Origin of the sequence: Roseomonas haemaphysalidis (assembly GCF_017355405.1) — a bacterium.
GTDB classification, from domain to species: domain Bacteria; phylum Pseudomonadota; class Alphaproteobacteria; order Acetobacterales; family Acetobacteraceae; genus Pseudoroseomonas; species Pseudoroseomonas haemaphysalidis.
In genome coordinates, this window is record NZ_CP061177.1 from 992433 (window position 1) to 1007616 (window position 15184).

The window sequence follows — 15184 nt, forward strand, 5'->3', positions numbered from 1 at the left end:
TTCGGAACAGCCATGAACGACACCAGGGCCGAACGCCGCATCACCCTGCACGCGCCGGAGGATTTCGCCGGCATGCGGGCGGCCGGGCGGCTGGCCGCCGCCACGCTCGACATGATCACGGCGCAGGTGCGGGCGGGCACCACCACGGCGGAGCTCGACCGCCTGTGCCACGCCTTTATCCTGCGGCAGGGCGGCGTGCCGGCCTCGCTGGGCTACCGCGGCTACGCGCATGCCACCTGCATCTCGCTCAACCACGTGGTTTGCCACGGCATCCCCGGGGGGCGGGTGCTGGCGGAAGGCGACATCCTGAACATCGACCTCGCGGTGATCCTGGACGGCTGGCACGGCGACAGCAGCCGCATGTATGCGGTCGGCCGCATCGGCACCCGCGCGGCGCGGCTGATCGCGGTGGCGCATGAGGCGATGATGCGCGGCATCGCGGCGGTGCGCCCGGGCGCGACGCTGGGCGACATCGGCTTCGCCATGCAGAGCCATGTGGAGGCCGCGCGCTTCGCCATGGTGCGGGACTTCTGCGGCCACGGCCTCGGACGCCGCTATCACGATGCGCCGGACGTGCTGAACCATGGCCAGCCGGGCCAGGGCCGCCGGCTGAGCGCCGGGATGTTCCTGACCATCGAGCCCATGGTGAACGCGGGCCGCGCGGAGGTGAAGGTGCTGGCCGACGGCTGGACCGCCGTCAGCCGCGACCGCAGCCTGTCCGCGCAGTTCGAGCACAGCATCGGCGTGACGGCGGAAGGCTGCGAGATCTTCACCCTGTCCCCCGCCGGGCTGTCCGGCCTGCCTGGCGGCTAGCCGTCGAGCGCCCGCAGCAGGATCGATTCGGTCAGCACCTGCGGCAGCACCACGGGCGCGCCGCCCCCCGCGGGGTAGAGCAGGTACAGCGGAACGCCTTCCCGCCCGTGCTCGCGCAGCAGGTTGCCGATGGCCGCGCCGCCGCGCGTCCAGTCGCCGGTCAGGGCCAGCACGTTGCGGCGGGCAAAGGCCGCCCGCACGACCTCGGTATCCAGCGCCACCCGCTCGTTGACCTTGCAGGTGATGCACCAGGCGGCGGTGAGGTTGACGAAGACCGGGCGGTTCTCCGCCCGGCCGGCGGCGACCCGCTCGGCCGACCAGGCCTCTTCCCCGGTGCGGGCGGCGGCGGCGGCGCTGCCGGCGGGCGGGGTGTCGCGCAGCAGGGCGGGCAGCAGCGCGGCGGCGCCCAGCAGCGCCAGGCCGCCGGCAAGGCGCCCCAGCCAGCGGCCCCGGCCGCGCGACAGCTGCGCGAGGCCCAGGGCCCAGGCCGCGAAGCCCACCGCCAGCCCGCCGGCCAGCGCCGCCGCCAGCGCGCCCGGCCCGGCCAGCTGCGCCAAGACCCACAGCAGCCACAGCGCGGCGCCGTACATGGGAAAGGCCAGCGCCTGCTTCAGCCGCTCCATCCAGGCGCCGGGGCGGGGCAGGCGGCGCGCCAGCCCGGGCAGCAGCGCCAGCACGCCATAGGGCGCCGCCATGCCCAGCCCCATGGCGCCGAACACCGCCAGGGTGGCGGCCGGCGGCATGGCCAGCGCGGCACCGATGGCGGCGGCCATGAAGGGCGCGGTGCAGGGCGTGGCCACCAGCACCGCCAGCGCGCCGGTGCTGAAGCTGCCCAGGTGCCCGCCCCGCCCCGCCAGGGCGCCGCCGGCCGCGACCGGCCTGCCCATCTGGAACACGCCGGACAGGTTCAGCCCCACCGCCAGCATCAGCCAGCCCGCCAGTGTCACGAATAGGGGCGAGGTGAACTGAAAGCCCCAGCCGGCGCTTTGCCCCGCCAGCCGCAGGGCCAGCAACAGCCCGGCCAGCGCCAGAAACGACAGCACCACCCCGGCGCTGTAGCTGGCGGCATGCGCACGCACCTCGGCCCTGGCGGCGCCGGACAACCGCGCCAGGCCCAGCGCCTTCATGGCCAGGATGGGAAACACGCAGGGCATCAGGTTGAGGATCAGCCCGCCCAGGGCCGCCCACAGCAGCGCCCGCCCCAGCGGCAGGCCGGGCGGCGCCGCCAGCACCGGCGGCACCGGGCCGGGAATGGCGGACACGGCATAGGCGCTGCGGCTGCCGGCGGCATCGGTGATCGCCACGACGCCTTCCACCGTGGCGGGCAGCGGTTGTTCGCCGCGCGGCAGGCCGAGCCGCAGGCCGCCCGCGGCCACCTGCAGCGGCTGCGCGGCCGCGTGGTCCAGCACGCCGCCCTCGGCCGCAAAGAAATATGCCTCCTTCACCGCCGCCGGCGACAGGTCGGCGCCTTGCAGCAGCAACGCGCCCTGCTGGCCGTCGAAGCCGATTCGCGCCGGCCAGGGGGCGGGGCGGGGCAGTTCCGACTCGGCTTGCAGGAACAGCGGTGCCATGGCCGGGTCGGGGCGGGCGGAGGCTTCCACCGGCAGGGTCAGGCTGAAGCTGCCTTCCTCGGGGATGCAGACCTGGGCGCAAACCAGCCACTGCCCGCTGGCCTCGACCGTGAAGGATTGCCCGGGGCGCAGTCCGGGCGGCGGCGTCACCACCAGCGGCAGGAGCACCGCGCCCTCGTAGCCATAATTGACCAGCGGCCCGAACGGGATGCGTTGCGGCGCCGGCCAGGAGAAGGCCCCCGCCGAGGCCCCGTCCGGCAGGGACAGCGCCAGCTCGGGCGGCAGCCCGGCGTCGCCCGGGTTCTTCCAGTAGGTGTGCCAGCCGGGCGCCAGCCGCTGGCGCAGCCCGATGCGGAAGGGTTGCCCCGGCGCCACGCTGGCAACCTCGGCCGCCAGGGTCATGGTGGCGCGCTCCGACCGCACCGGCGCGCTTTCGCCCGCCTGCGCCAGGGCGGGCAGGGCGGACAGCAGCAGGGCGAGGGCGAGGGCGAGGAAGCGCGGCATGCGGCAGGGGTAGGCCGGGTGGGGGCGGCAGGTCCAGCGCCAGAGCGGCGGCGGCGGCTTTCGCCCCGCCTACGCCGGGTAGGGCCTGCTGCCGAAGATGGCGCTGCCCACCCGCACATGGGTGGCGCCCTCGGCGATCGCGTCCTCGAAGTCGCCGCTCATGCCCATGGACAGGGTTTCGAGTCGCAACCTGCCGGCCAGGCTGGCCAGGGCCGCGAAATGCGGCCGCGGCGGCTCCCCGGCGGGCGGGATGCACATCAGGCCGTCGATGCGCAGCCGATGCGCCTCGCGGCATTCGGCCAGAAAGTCCTCTGTCGCGTCGGGGTCGATGCCCGCCTTCTGCGGCTCGCGGCCGATGTTGACCTGGATCAGCAGGGCGGGGCGGCGGGCTTCGCGCGCCATCGCCTCGGCCAGGGCGGCGGCCAGCCGGGGGCGGTCCAGGCTTTCGATCACGTCGGCCACCCGCACGGCGTCGCGCGCCTTGTTGGTTTGCAGCGCGCCGATCAGGTGCAGCCGCAGCGCCGGGTGGGCGGGGCGCAGGGGCGGGAACTTGCCGGCCGCCTCCTGCACCCGGTTCTCGCCGAAGCAGAGCTGCCCGGCGGCCAGGGCCTCGGCCACCGAATCGGCCGGATGGGTCTTCGACACGGCGACCAGCGTGACGCCGCCGGGGCTGCGGCCGGCATTGGCGCAGGCGGTGGCGATGCGGTCCTGGATCCGCTGCAGCGCGGGGGCGATGACATTCATGATGCACCGGACGGTAGAAGCGGCGCGCCCGCGGCTCAAGCCGGGCCTGCGGGCCCCGGGGCTGTGGCCCTGGCGCCACAGTGTCTCGTTGATGTCGCGCCCGACCGTCGCAGGGCATTGCCCCCATTCTTTGCGGTGAACCATAGTCCGCCCGGGCCTGACCCTGCGCTGCGTGCAGTGCTGGGTAGCTTGTCGAGGGGGACAGGTGGGCCGCGGGAACAGCCGGCAAGTCCGGCGCGTGAGGAGGTTTTGGGATGCGCAAGATTTTGCTGGCGACCACCGCTGTGGCCGCCGCCGCTTTGTTTGGCCCGGGTGAGGCTGTCGCCCAGCAGGCGCCGACGGTTCGCGTCGGTGGTTACTTCCGCTTCAACTACGCGTTCACCAACCAGGACGGCTCCTCGGTTGGCACCACCCCGGCCACCACGGTCCGCAACGGCAAGTCCGACTTCGCGTCCGACACCGAGATCCACGTGATCGTCGAGGGCAAGGCCGCCAACGGCCTGACCTACGGTGCCACCGTCGAGATGCAGGTGGACTTCAACCGCGGCGCCACCGCCAACACCTCCAGCAAGACCCAGTTCGACACCGACGAGATGTACATGTGGGTCGCCTCGCCGACCCTCGGCCAGCTCCGCGTGGGTGACGAGGACGGCGTGGTGCTCGGCGCCCTGCTGACCGGCTTCGTGACCAACTTCGGCACGGGCGGCGTCGACGGCGACGTGTACGACTACGTGACCGGCCCGAGCCGCCCGGCCTACATCGCCGGTGGCGCGCTGAGCGACAGCTCCAAGGTCATCTACACCTCCCCGCAGTTCTTCGGCTTCGACTTCGGCGCCTCCTTCGCCTTCAACAACGGCGAGGGCGAGGACACCGGCTGCACCAACGACGTGGTGGCCTCGGTCTGCGACCGCGCGACGTCCTTCGGCTACAGCAACAGCCTCGGCGTGCCGGGCGGCTTCCGCCTGCGCAACGAGCGCCAGGCCGCCATCCGCTACCGCGGCACCTTCGCGGGCGTCGGCCTGCAGGCGAACGTCGGCTACATCGGCTCCGACGTGACCTCCAACACCAACGGCGCTTCCGGCCACGGCCTGGAAGTCTACTCCGCCGGTGTGCAGGCGACCGCCTACGGCTTCCTGGTCGGCGCCAACTACATGTGGGGTGACGGCCAGGCCGGTCTGGGCCTGCTGGCCCGCCCCTCGCCCAACGTCGCCGGCAACGCCACGCGCCTCGACACGCGCAACATGAGCCAGCTGTTCCTGGGCGGGTCCTACACCTTCTCGGGCCTGACGATCGGCGCGAACTACTACAACGGCAAGAGCGCGGGCAACCAGCGCATCGAGACCGGCGAGCGCACCGATCGCGCCTGGTCGGTCGGCGCCGCCTACACGCTGGCCCCGGGCCTGCAGCTGGTGGCCGAGTACAACAACCTGAAGCGTTCGGAAGGTGGCTTCGACCTGCTGAACAGCGCGCTGGGCAACAGCAACAACACCCTGCGGACCGACGTCTTCCTGCTCGGCAGCCGCATCGCCTTCTGATCCTCCGGGATCATCGGGCTACGGAAAGGCGGCGGGGCAACCCGCCGCCTTTTTCGTGCCCGGCGGCCGGCGGCCGTTTTTCCCCTTGCCTGAAACCCCCACCTCCGTATCGTGCGGCGGCCATGCGCAAGCTCCTCGCCTTCGGGCTGCTCCTCCCTGTCCTCGCCGCTTGCGGCCAGGGCCGTCCTGTCGGCAACGACGAATATTACGATGACAGCCGCCGCGCCCGCGTGCAGGGCCGGCTGGGTGGCGGCGACGGCATCCTCATCGTGGGAACCGACCGCTCGCAGCCGCAGGGCGGCGGCGGCGCCCAGGACGGCACCGGCATCGGCGTCAACGCCTATCTGTGGCGCGCCACGCTGGACACCCTGTCCTTTCTGCCGCTCTCCTCCGCCGATCCCTTTGGCGGCGTGATCATCACCGACTGGTACGCTCCCCCCGCCACGCCGGACGAGCGGTTCCGCGCCACCGCCTATATCCTCAGCCGCCAGCTGCGCTCGGACGGCGTGCGCGTGACCGTGTTCCGTCAGGTGCGTCAGGGCGCCGGCTGGGTTGATGCGCCGGCCGCCGCCAGCACCGCCACCGACCTGGAAAACCAGGTGCTGTCCCGCGCCCGCGAGCTGCGCAGCCAGTCGGCGGCGCGCTGAACAAGCGGCGGGGGGCAAGGCCGGGGGGTGAACTCCCCCGGCCCCCCTGCTTTTTTCGGCTTTGTTTGCGGGGATCGGCCTTGGTCGCGGGGCGCTGACGCTGTTGGCCGCGTGTCCCGCTCCACCCGGCACCGGCCGTCGCCACTTCCCTTGCCGCCCCCGGGCGCCTATGGCTCTTCGCCATTGCCCGCCCTTTGCAGCCGGATCGACCGCCCGCCGCCATGACCGACACCGTCCTCCAAGACCAGGCCTCCCGCGCCGAGCCCGCGCGCTACGATTTCGGGCAGGCCGAGCCGCGCTGGCAGGCGGCCTGGAACGCGGGCGCCTGCTTCCGCGCGCCGGACGTGCCGGATGGCAGCAAGCCCAAGTACTACGTGCTGGAGATGTTCCCCTACCCCTCGGGCAAGATCCACATGGGGCACGTGCGGAACTACACGCTGGGCGACGTGGTGGCCCGCTACAAGCGCGCCCGCGGCCACCAGGTGATGCACCCGATGGGTTGGGACGCCTTCGGCCTGCCGGCCGAGAACGCGGCGCGCGAGCGCGGCGTGCACCCGGCGGCCTGGACCTACGCCAACATCGAGGCGATGCGCGGCGAGCTGCAGCGCATGGGCCTGTCCATCGAGTGGGAGCGCGAGTTCGCCACCTGCGACCCCTCCTATTACGGCCAGCAGCAGAAGCTGTTCCTGCAGTTCATGAAGGCCGGCCTCGCCGAGCGGAAGGTGAGCTGGGTCAACTGGGACCCGGTGGACAACACCGTGCTGGCCAACGAGCAGGTGATCGACGGCCGTGGCTGGCGCTCCGGCGCGCTGGTCGAGAAGAAGCAGCTGTCGCAGTGGTTCCTGTCCATCACCAAGTTCGCGCCGCAGCTGCTGGAGGCACTCAGCGGCCTCGACCGCTGGCCCGAGCGGGTGCGGCTGATGCAGGCCAACTGGATCGGACGCAGCGAGGGCGCGCGCGTGCGCTTCCCGCTGGTCACTCCGGCGGCGGGGCTGGACGAGGTGGAGGTCTTCACCACCCGGCCCGACACGCTGTTCGGCATGTCCTTTATCGCGGTGGCCGCCGAGCACCCGCTGGCCGCCGCGGCCGCCGCGGCGAACCCCGAGGTCGCGAAGTTCGTCACCGAGGTCCGCTCCCTCGGCACCTCGGAAGCCGCCATCGAGCAGGCGGAGAAGCGCGGCATCGACACCGGGCTGCGCGTCGCGCACCCCTTCATCGAGGGAGCGACCTTTCCGGTCTGGATCGCCAACTTCGTGTTGATGGAATACGGCACGGGCGCGATCTTCGGCTGCCCGTCCGGCGACCAGCGCGACCTCGACTTCGCGCGCAAATACGACCTGCCGGTGCCGCCGGTGGTGCTGCCGCCGGGCGAGGACCCGGCGTCCTTCGCCATCGGCAAGACCGCCTATACCGATGACGGCACGCTGTTCAACTCGGGCTTCCTGGACGGCAAGACCACCGCCGAGGGCAAGCGCGCCGCGATCGACGCGCTGGAAGCCAAGGGCGCCGGCAACGGCGTGGTGAACTGGCGCCTGCGCGACTGGGGCGTGTCCCGCCAGCGCTACTGGGGCTGCCCGATCCCGGTGATCCATTGCGAGAGCTGCGGCCCCGTGCCGGTGCCCGAGGACCAGCTGCCGCTGGTGCTGCCCGAGGACGTGGACTTTTCCCGCCCCGGCAACCCGCTGGACCACCACCCCACCTGGAAGCATACCGCCTGCCCGCAATGCGGCGCGCAAGCCCGGCGCGAGACCGACACCTTCGACACCTTCGTCGACAGCTCCTGGTACTTCGCCCGCTTCACGGCGCCGAAGGCCGAGACGCCGCTGGTGCCGGCGGCCGCCAATGGCTGGCTGCCGGTGGACCAGTATATCGGCGGCATCGAGCACGCGATCCTGCACCTGCTCTACTCGCGCTTCTTCACCCGCGCGCTGAGCAGCATGGGCGAGATCGCGACGCCCGAGCCCTTCGCCGGGCTGTTCACCCAGGGCATGGTGCAGCACGCCTCCTTCCGCGCCCCCGACGGCCGCTGGCTGGCGCCGGACGAGGTGGAGGCGACGCCCGAGGGCGGCGCCGTGGAGAAGGCCACCGGCACCGCCGTCACCGTGTCGCGCAACGACAAGATGTCGAAGTCCAAGCGCAACACCATCGACCCGGGCGCCATCATCGACCGCTACGGCGCCGACACCGCGCGCTGGTTCATCCTGGCCGACAACCCGCCCGACCGCGACATGGAATGGACGGAATCCGGCGTGTCCGGCGCCGCCCGCTTCAGCCAGCGGCTGTTCCGCCTTGTGCATGGCAGCCTGGCCACCCTGCCGGCGCCGGGCACGGCGCCCGAGGCCGGCGTGTCGCGCGACCTCCGCCGCGTCACCCACCGCACCATCGCCGCCGTGACCGAGGCGCTGGAAACCTTTGCCTTCAACGTCGCGGTCGCCCGCATCCATGAGTTCGCCAACGCCCTGGAGGCCGCGGGCACCCAGGACGGCGCCGCGCGGCGCGAGGCGCTGGAAGCCATGGCGCGGCTGATCAGCCCGATGATGCCGCATCTGGCCGAGGAGCTGTGGTCGCTGCTGCGGGCCGACCAGAAGACCCTGGTGGCCCAGCTCGCCTGGCCGGAATCGGATGCTTCCCTGGCAGCGGCCGACAGTGTCACCCTGGCGGTCCAGGTGCTGGGCAAGCTGCGGGCCACCCTCGCCGTGCCGCTCGGCACCGGCGAGGCCGAGATCTTCGCCCTGGCCGAGGCGGAAGAGAACGTGCAGCGCGCCATCGCCGGGCGCCCGATCAGGAAGCGCATCCATGTCCCGGGACGCATCGTCAACTTCGTTGTCTAGAACCCTGCTTCGCCGCCGCGGCCTGCTCGGGCTTGGCGGCGCCATGGCGCTGGGCGGCTGCGGCTTCCAGCCGATGTATGCCCGCCCCGAGGGTGGCACCGCCATCTCGGCCGAGATGGGGGCCATCCAAGTGGCCCGCATCCCCGACCGCTTCGGCCAGTTGCAGCGCCGCGCGCTGCAGGAGCGGCTGTGGTCCGGCGGCCAGTCCTCGCCGCGCTACACGCTGACGGTGCTGACCACCTTCGGGGTGGAGCCGGAAGGCTTCCGCAACGACGGCCTGCCCACCCGCATCCGCTACAACGCCACCACCAACTGGCAGCTCACCACCAACGAGGTGCCGCCCCGCCCGGTGACCAATGGCACGGAGCGGACGCTGGACGCCTACAACCTGCCGGACAACCAGTTCTTCGCGGCCGACGCCTCGCGCGATGCGCTCTACGCCCGGCTGGTCGAGCAGTCGTCCGAGGATGTCGTCACCCGCCTGGCCGCCTTCTTCCAGCGGCAGGCCGCGGCCGGCTGAACCCTTGGCCAAGCTCGACGGCCGCCGCTTCGGCGCCTTTCTGAAGGATCAGGGCGGCACCCGCGTGGTGCTGCTGTTCGGCGAGGATGCCGGCATGGCGCGCGAGCGCGCCGATGCCCTGCAACAGGCGGTGCTCGGCGGCGACGACCCCTTCCGCCTGGCCGAACTGCCGCGCGAGGCGGCGGCGCGGCCCGGCGCCCTGGCCGGCGAGGTTTCCGCCCTGTCCATGACCGGCGGCCGCCGGCTGATCCGCGTGCGGGATGCCAACGACAGCATCGCCCCCGGCGTCAAGGAAGCGCTGGCCGCCCCCGGCGATGCCCTGCTGGTTCTGGAAGCCGGCGAGCTGACGGCGCGGGGCAAGCTGCGCGCCCTGCTGGAACCGCACGCGGCGGCGGCCGTGGTCGCCTGCTACCGCGAGCGCGGCGCGGAGCTGGCCGCCACCATCGCCACCATGCTGCGCGAGCAGAAGGTGGAAGCCGCCCCCGCCGCGCTGGACTGGCTGGCGCAGCGGCTGGGCGAGGACCGCATGATGCTGCGCCGCGAGGTGGAGAAGCTGGCGCTCTATGCCGGCGAGGGCGGCCGCCTGTCGGAAGAGGACGTGCTGGCCTGCATCGGCGACGGCTCGGCGCTGGACCTGGACGAGGCGCTGATCGCCGCCACCTGCGGCGACATCCCGCTGGCCGATCGCGCGCTGGACGCGGCCCTGGCCGAAGGTGCCCACCCGGTCATGGTGGTGCGCAGCGCGCTGCGCCACGTGCAGCGCCTGCACCTGGCCTCGCTCGCCATGGCCGCCGGGGCTTCCGCGTCCGCGGCGCTGGAAGGGCTGCGGCCGCCAGTATTCTTTCGCGCCAAGCCGGGCTTCGAGCGCGCGCTGCGCTGCTGGTCGCCGGAAGCGCTGCAGGCGGCGGGCGACGCGCTGCTGGTGGCGGAGCGGCGCACCAAGTCCAGCTCGGCCGCGCGGCCGATCCCGGACCAGAGCATCGTGCGGGAAGCGGTCCTGACCATCGCGCGGCAGGCCTTCGCGGCGTCGCGGCGGCGGGCGTGAGGGACTGAGGGCGCGGCCAGGGGCGGAGCCGTTTCGCTTCGCCGCCTCAGGCCCGGCGGCGGCGCGCCTTGAAGACGTGCCACAGATAGGCCAGCACGATCGCCACCACGACAACGTAGCCCAGCGGCTCGATGGCGGATTCGATCTTCTTGTACTGGTCGCGCAGCAGATACCCCGCGACCGTCAGCGCGCTGACCCAAAGGCCCGACCCACCAGCGTCCAGCCGTAGAACACGCCGCGCGGGATGCCGGCCAGCCCGGCGGGGATGGAGATCAGCGTGCGGATGGCGGGCAGCAGGCGGCCAAAGAACAACGCGACGGGCCCGTGCCGGCGCAGCCGGCCCTCCGCCTTGTCGAGATCCCCGGTCGAGACGGCGAACCAGCGGCCGTGCCGGCCCACCAGGCGGCGGATGCGGGTGGAGCCGATTCGGCGCGCCACCTCGAACCACAGCCCGTTGCCGATCACGCTGCCGGCGGTGCCGGCCAGGATGGCCAGCGGCAGGGACATGCGGCCCTCGGCGGCGACAAAGCCGGCCAATGGCATGATGAGCTCCGAGGGGATCGGCGGGAACAGGTTCTCCAGGAACATCAGGGCGAAGACACCGGGCAACCCGCCGCTGTCCACCATGCCGGTGATCCATTCGATCATGACCCGAACAGCCGCAGCACCAGGTGCCGGCCACGCGTGTAGAAATAGCCTTCCACCATGCCTTCCTCCCGTGGCGCCAGGCCCAGGCGCTGCGCTTCCGCCCGGAAGGCGGCGATGTCGCGGTCGCCCACCGCGGCGAAGCGGCCGGGAGCCTCGGCCAGGAACGCCGCCGCCGCCGCGCCGTTGCGCAGCAGCACGGTGTTGGTGCCGGTGGCGAAAAGCTGCGAGGGTTCATGGAAGCCGGACACGCCGAAGCGCCCGGGTGGCAGGCGCTCGGCCGGCTGCAGCTCGGGCGCGCGCTCGGCCAGCAGGGCGGCGACGCGCGGCGCGATCCAGGGCGCGGAAAGGCGCGGCAGCACGCCCCCCATGGCGACGGCGTAGAGCGGGATGACCAGGATGGCGGCGGCGAGCCCCGCGCGGGCCATGGCGCCGCGGCGGATCTCGCCCAGCACGCCCCACAGGAACAGCGCGGCGGCGGGGATGCCCAGCAGCGCGACGGGGTCGATGCGCCGGTCGGCCAGCCAGGGCAGCACGGCGCTGGCGAGGCCGAGGCCGGCGGCCCCCAGCACCAGCGCCCCCACCCCCACCCAGCGCAGCCAGCGCGGCGCCGGGCGGCGCAGCGGGTCCATGGCCCAGGCGGCGCCCAGCAGCATCAGCGGCGGGAACATCGGCAGGCTGTAATGCGGCAGCTTGGTCGCCACCGCCTCGAACACCAGCCAGGAGGGGATGATCCAGGCCAGCAGAAAGCGCGTGGCGGGGTTCAGCCGGTCGCGCCACGCCGCCGGCAGGCCGCGGAGCACCAGAAAGGCGGCGGGAAAGGCAGCGATCAGAAAGGTCAGCAGGTAGTAGCCGGGCGGGCCCCAATGGGCTTCCTCGCCGGAATTGACCTTGGCCAGCATGTCCCCGCCCACCGCTTCCGCGAAGAAGCGGCCTTCGGTGGCCAGCCCGATGGCGATGAACCAGGGGGCGACGACCAGCAGCGTCAGCGGCACGCCCCAGGCCGGGCGCAGCACCTTGAGCCAGCGGCCGCCCCGGTCGGCGATGGCCAGCGTCAGCACCGCCAGCGCCACCACCATCGGCCCGATCGGCCCTTTCAGCAGGATGGACACGCCCAGCACCAGCCAGAACCCGGCGGCCTGCCGCGCGGTGAAGGTGCCGGGCGCCAGATAGGCCCGCCCCAGCAGCCCCATGGCGGCGGCGACGGTGGCGAACATCGCGGCATCGGTCTTGGCGATATGCGTCTCCACCACCAGCACCAGGCAGGACGCCAGCATGGCGGCGGCGAGAAAAGCCGCCCGCCGCCCGACCAGCGCGCGGCCCCAGTGGAAAGTGGCCAGCACGCCAAGCAGAGCGCCGAGCAGGGAGGGCACGCGGTAAGGCCAGATCTGCGTGCGGTCGCCGATGCGCAGCGCTTCCGCCACATGCACGGAAGCCGCCTGCGCCCAGTGGATGCCCACCGGCTTCTTGTTGCGCGCTTCCTCGCCAAAGCGGATGCGCACGTAGTCGCCGCTGTCGACCATCTGCCGGCTGGCCTGGGCGAAGCGGCTTTCGTCGCGGTCGCCGGGCGGCAGGGTGAAGAAGCCGGGCAGCCACAGCAGCAGGCACAGCAACAGCAGCATCAGGCGCGGCCAACGGGTGTCCGGCAGCCGGTCAAGGGCGTTGCCTAGTGGCGTCAGGGGCGGCATCAGCGGGCAATCCGGGGCAGGGGCCGCGCGCTCGGCGCGACCCGGCGGGGGGCAGGCATGCGGGCGGCAGCCCGTGCGGGAGCCGACTTCCCCCTAGCACGCGGCGGCGGAAGGCGACATAGCTGCCCGCAATGACGCCGCCAAACCGCAACCCCCGCCACCGCACCCCCCGCCAGCACCCGCCCGCGCGCGGCGGCAACCCGACGCGCCGCGCGGCGCTGGCGCTGCTGTCCGCCGTGCTGGACCGCCACCGCCCGCTGGAGGAGGCGCTGGACGCCCTGCCGCCTTCCGACCCGCGCGACCGCGCCGCCGCGCACCGCATCGCCGCCGCCGTGCTGCGCCGCCTGGGCAGCCTGGACGCCGTGCTGGAGCCGCTGCTGCGCCGCGAGCCGCCGCCGGAGGTGCGCCAGGCGCTGCGCATCGGTGCCGCCGAGCTGCTGCTGCTGGCCACCCCCCCGCATGCCGCCGTGGCGAGCTGCGTGGACCTGGTGCCGCGCCCCTTCGCCGGGCTGGTCAACGCCGTGCTGCGCAAGGTGGCGACGGACGGCCCGCAGGCGCTGGAGGAGCTGGACGGCGAGCGGCTGGACACCCCCGGCTGGCTGTGGACCGCCTGGCACAAGAGCTATGGCCCCGCCGTGCGCGCCATTGCCCGGGCGCACCGGCAGCCGGCGCCGCTGGACCTGTCGCTGAAGCCCGGCACGGCGCTGCCGGAAGGCGCCGTGCTGCTGCCCACCGGCACCGCCCGCCTGCCCGCCGGCACGCGCATCACGGAGCTGCCCGTTTTCGCCGAAGGCAACGCCTGGGCGCAGGACGCCGCCGCGGCGCTCCCTGCCCGGCTGCTGGCCGCCCGCCCGGGGGAGGCGGTGGCCGACCTGTGCGCCGCGCCCGGCGGCAAGACGGCGCAGCTCGCCGCCGCCGGCGCCCGCGTGGTGGCGGTGGAGCGCGACCCGCTGCGCATCCTGCGGCTGCGCGAGAACCTGGCCCGCCTGGGCCTGGACGCCAGCGTGGTGCAGGGCGACGCCACCACCTGGGACCCCGGCACGCGCTTCGACGCCATCCTGCTGGATGCCCCCTGCTCGGCCACCGGCACCATGCGCCGCCACCCGGACGTGCCCTTTCTGAAGCGCCCGACCGACGTGCCCACCCTGGCCAGGCTGCAGCAGCCGTTGCTGGCCCATGCCGCTTCCCTGCTGGCCCCCGGCGGCCGGCTGGTCTTCGCCACCTGCTCCCTGCAGGCGGAGGAAGGCGAGGCCCAGGCGGCGGCGGCCCCCGCCGGGCTGCGGCCCGACCCGATCCGTCCCGAGGAGGTGCCGGGGCTGGAAGCCGCCATCACCCCCGAGGGCTGGCTGCGCACCCGGCCGGACCTGTGGGCCGAGCAGGGCGGCATGGACGGCTTCTTTATCGCCCGCTTTCGCGCCGGCTGAACACCTTACCGTGCGGGCGTCTTGCCCCGCACGGGTCATCCATGCTGCCTGGGCGCCGACCCGCCCGGGTGGCCGGGCGCCCGACCGGCGCCCGGCCACCCGCGCAAGGAGGCCCCGATGGACCAGCGACACGACACCCCCGCTGCCCCGGACCCCGCCGAAAGCTTCGTGTCCGGCGGCTTCGAGGAACTCGGCTGGCAGCGTCTGCGGCTGGTGCCCGACCCCGGCGCGGCGTTGCCGCCGGTGGAAACGCGCTTCGCCTTTGCGCATCCGCGCCACGGCGTGGCGCTGGTGGACCTTGTCCCCGCCAGGGCGCCCGAGCCTGTTGAGCGCCTGCGCCGCCGCCTGGACGCGGATGGCGAGGACGCCGAGCAGCCGGGCATCCTGCACCTGGTGCTGACCGAGGAAGACGTGTGGCGCCTCAGCATGGTGCTGGACAGCGCCCTGCTGGCGGCACCCCCCGCCATGCCGGCGGAAGGCTGGATGGACCGCGTGCGGCGTGCCCTGTTGCCGGCGCCCGCGGCGCGGCCCGTGCCGGCGGCGGTGGCCGAAAGCCGCCCCGCCCCCTTGCCGGTCCGGTCTGGCGCCGTGCTGCTGCCCGTGCCGGGGAGCAAGGCGCCGGCATCGCGCGTGGCCGCCGCCGCACCCCGCGCCGCCGCGGGCCAGTGGCGGGCGCCGCTGCTGACGGCCTTCGGGCTGCTGGCCGCCGGCGCCGCCGTGCTGCAATGGTTGGGCTCGCCAAACGCCCCGGCACCGGCCCAAAGCGGCACGACGCCCGTTGCCGAGGCACCGCCGGCCGCCGCCCCCCCGCCCCAAGCCGCCGCGCGCGGCGCGGCGCCGCCGCCGGTCGCGGCCCTGCCGAACGCGCAGGCCGACCGGCTGGCCGCGCTGCCCCCCCCCCGCCCCCGCCGGCGGCGCCCGAGCCCCCGGCCACCCGCGACCGGCCGCCACCAGCGGCGGCGGTGCCCGAGGTGCCGGCGGATCAGGTGGCCGCGCTGCCCGTTCCACCGCCGCCCCCACCTCCGCCCGCCCGGGCCCCGGCACCCGCCGCCGCGCCCGCGCCGCCGCCGCCCCCGTTGCCCGATGCCCGCCGGGTGGTGGCCGAGGCGGCACAGCTCGGCGAGGCCGCGCCCGCCGCGCCGCGCCCCGGCAGGCTGCGCATTGTCGCCCATTACCGCCTGGGCGGCCGTGGCGCCGCCGCCGCGCTGACCGAGCGC

The 15184-nt window shown here is 73.9% G+C and carries 12 protein-coding genes; 8 read left to right on the forward strand and 4 right to left on the reverse strand.

Features of this window, described 5'->3' with window-relative positions; genetic code table 11:
* The first annotated feature begins 12 nt into the window (after positions 1-12).
* The gene (gene map / locus IAI59_RS04565) at positions 13-813 is read left to right on the forward strand and encodes a type I methionyl aminopeptidase (RefSeq protein ID WP_207419169.1); all 801 of its coding nucleotides are present in this window, start codon (positions 13-15) and stop codon (positions 811-813) included.
* On the opposite strand, the gene IAI59_RS04570 is transcribed toward map, so the two are convergent.
* Both IAI59_RS04570 and IAI59_RS04575 read right to left on the reverse strand, forming a co-directional pair.
* Positions 810-2888, reverse strand: a complete 2079-nt coding sequence (locus IAI59_RS04570) for a protein-disulfide reductase DsbD family protein (RefSeq protein ID WP_237180929.1) — start codon at positions 2886-2888, stop codon at positions 810-812. The genes map and IAI59_RS04570 overlap by 4 nt on opposite strands.
* A gap of 69 nt (positions 2889-2957) precedes the next feature.
* Complete coding sequence (locus IAI59_RS04575) at positions 2958-3632, reverse strand: YggS family pyridoxal phosphate-dependent enzyme (protein WP_207419168.1); 675 nt, start codon at positions 3630-3632, stop codon at positions 2958-2960.
* A gap of 254 nt (positions 3633-3886) precedes the next feature.
* On the opposite strand from IAI59_RS04575, the gene IAI59_RS04580 reads away from it, so the two are divergent.
* From IAI59_RS04580 to holA, 5 genes are all read left to right on the forward strand, one after another.
* Positions 3887-5167: a porin gene (locus IAI59_RS04580; protein WP_207419167.1), complete on the forward strand. Its 1281-nt coding sequence runs from the start codon at positions 3887-3889 to the stop codon at positions 5165-5167.
* 122 nt (positions 5168-5289) lie between these two features.
* Positions 5290-5814, forward strand: a complete 525-nt coding sequence (locus IAI59_RS04585) for a DUF3576 domain-containing protein (protein WP_207419166.1) — start codon at positions 5290-5292, stop codon at positions 5812-5814.
* 221 nt (positions 5815-6035) lie between these two features.
* Positions 6036-8645 carry a leucine--tRNA ligase gene (gene leuS / locus IAI59_RS04590; protein ID WP_207419165.1) on the forward strand — a complete coding sequence of 870 codons (2610 nt, stop codon included), beginning with the start codon at positions 6036-6038 and terminating at the stop codon, positions 8643-8645.
* Complete coding sequence (gene lptE / locus IAI59_RS04595) at positions 8638-9165, forward strand: LPS assembly lipoprotein LptE (protein ID WP_207419164.1); 528 nt, start codon at positions 8638-8640, stop codon at positions 9163-9165. The genes leuS and lptE overlap by 8 nt, the downstream gene beginning before the upstream one ends.
* A gap of 4 nt (positions 9166-9169) precedes the next feature.
* Positions 9170-10210 carry a DNA polymerase III subunit delta gene (gene holA / locus IAI59_RS04600; RefSeq protein ID WP_207419163.1) on the forward strand — a complete coding sequence of 347 codons (1041 nt, stop codon included), beginning with the start codon at positions 9170-9172 and terminating at the stop codon, positions 10208-10210.
* A gap of 183 nt (positions 10211-10393) precedes the next feature.
* On the opposite strand, the gene IAI59_RS04605 is transcribed toward holA, so the two are convergent.
* Both IAI59_RS04605 and IAI59_RS04610 read right to left on the reverse strand, forming a co-directional pair.
* The gene (locus IAI59_RS04605) at positions 10394-10858 is read right to left on the reverse strand and encodes a DedA family protein (protein WP_237181195.1); all 465 of its coding nucleotides are present in this window, start codon (positions 10856-10858) and stop codon (positions 10394-10396) included.
* Positions 10855-12543, reverse strand: coding sequence for an ArnT family glycosyltransferase (locus tag IAI59_RS04610; RefSeq protein WP_207419161.1), 1689 nt, complete (start codon positions 12541-12543; stop codon positions 10855-10857). Before IAI59_RS04610 ends, IAI59_RS04605 begins: the two co-directional genes overlap by 4 nt.
* Before the next feature lie 131 nt (positions 12544-12674).
* Between IAI59_RS04610 and IAI59_RS04615 the strand changes: the two genes are divergently transcribed.
* Positions 12675-13967, forward strand: a complete 1293-nt coding sequence (locus IAI59_RS04615) for an RsmB/NOP family class I SAM-dependent RNA methyltransferase (protein WP_207419160.1) — start codon at positions 12675-12677, stop codon at positions 13965-13967.
* 117 nt (positions 13968-14084) lie between these two features.
* Positions 14085-15176 (forward strand): hypothetical protein, encoded by a 1092-nt coding sequence (locus IAI59_RS04620; protein ID WP_207443839.1) that lies wholly within the window; start codon positions 14085-14087, stop codon positions 15174-15176.
* Positions 15177-15184: the final 8 nt, after the last annotated feature.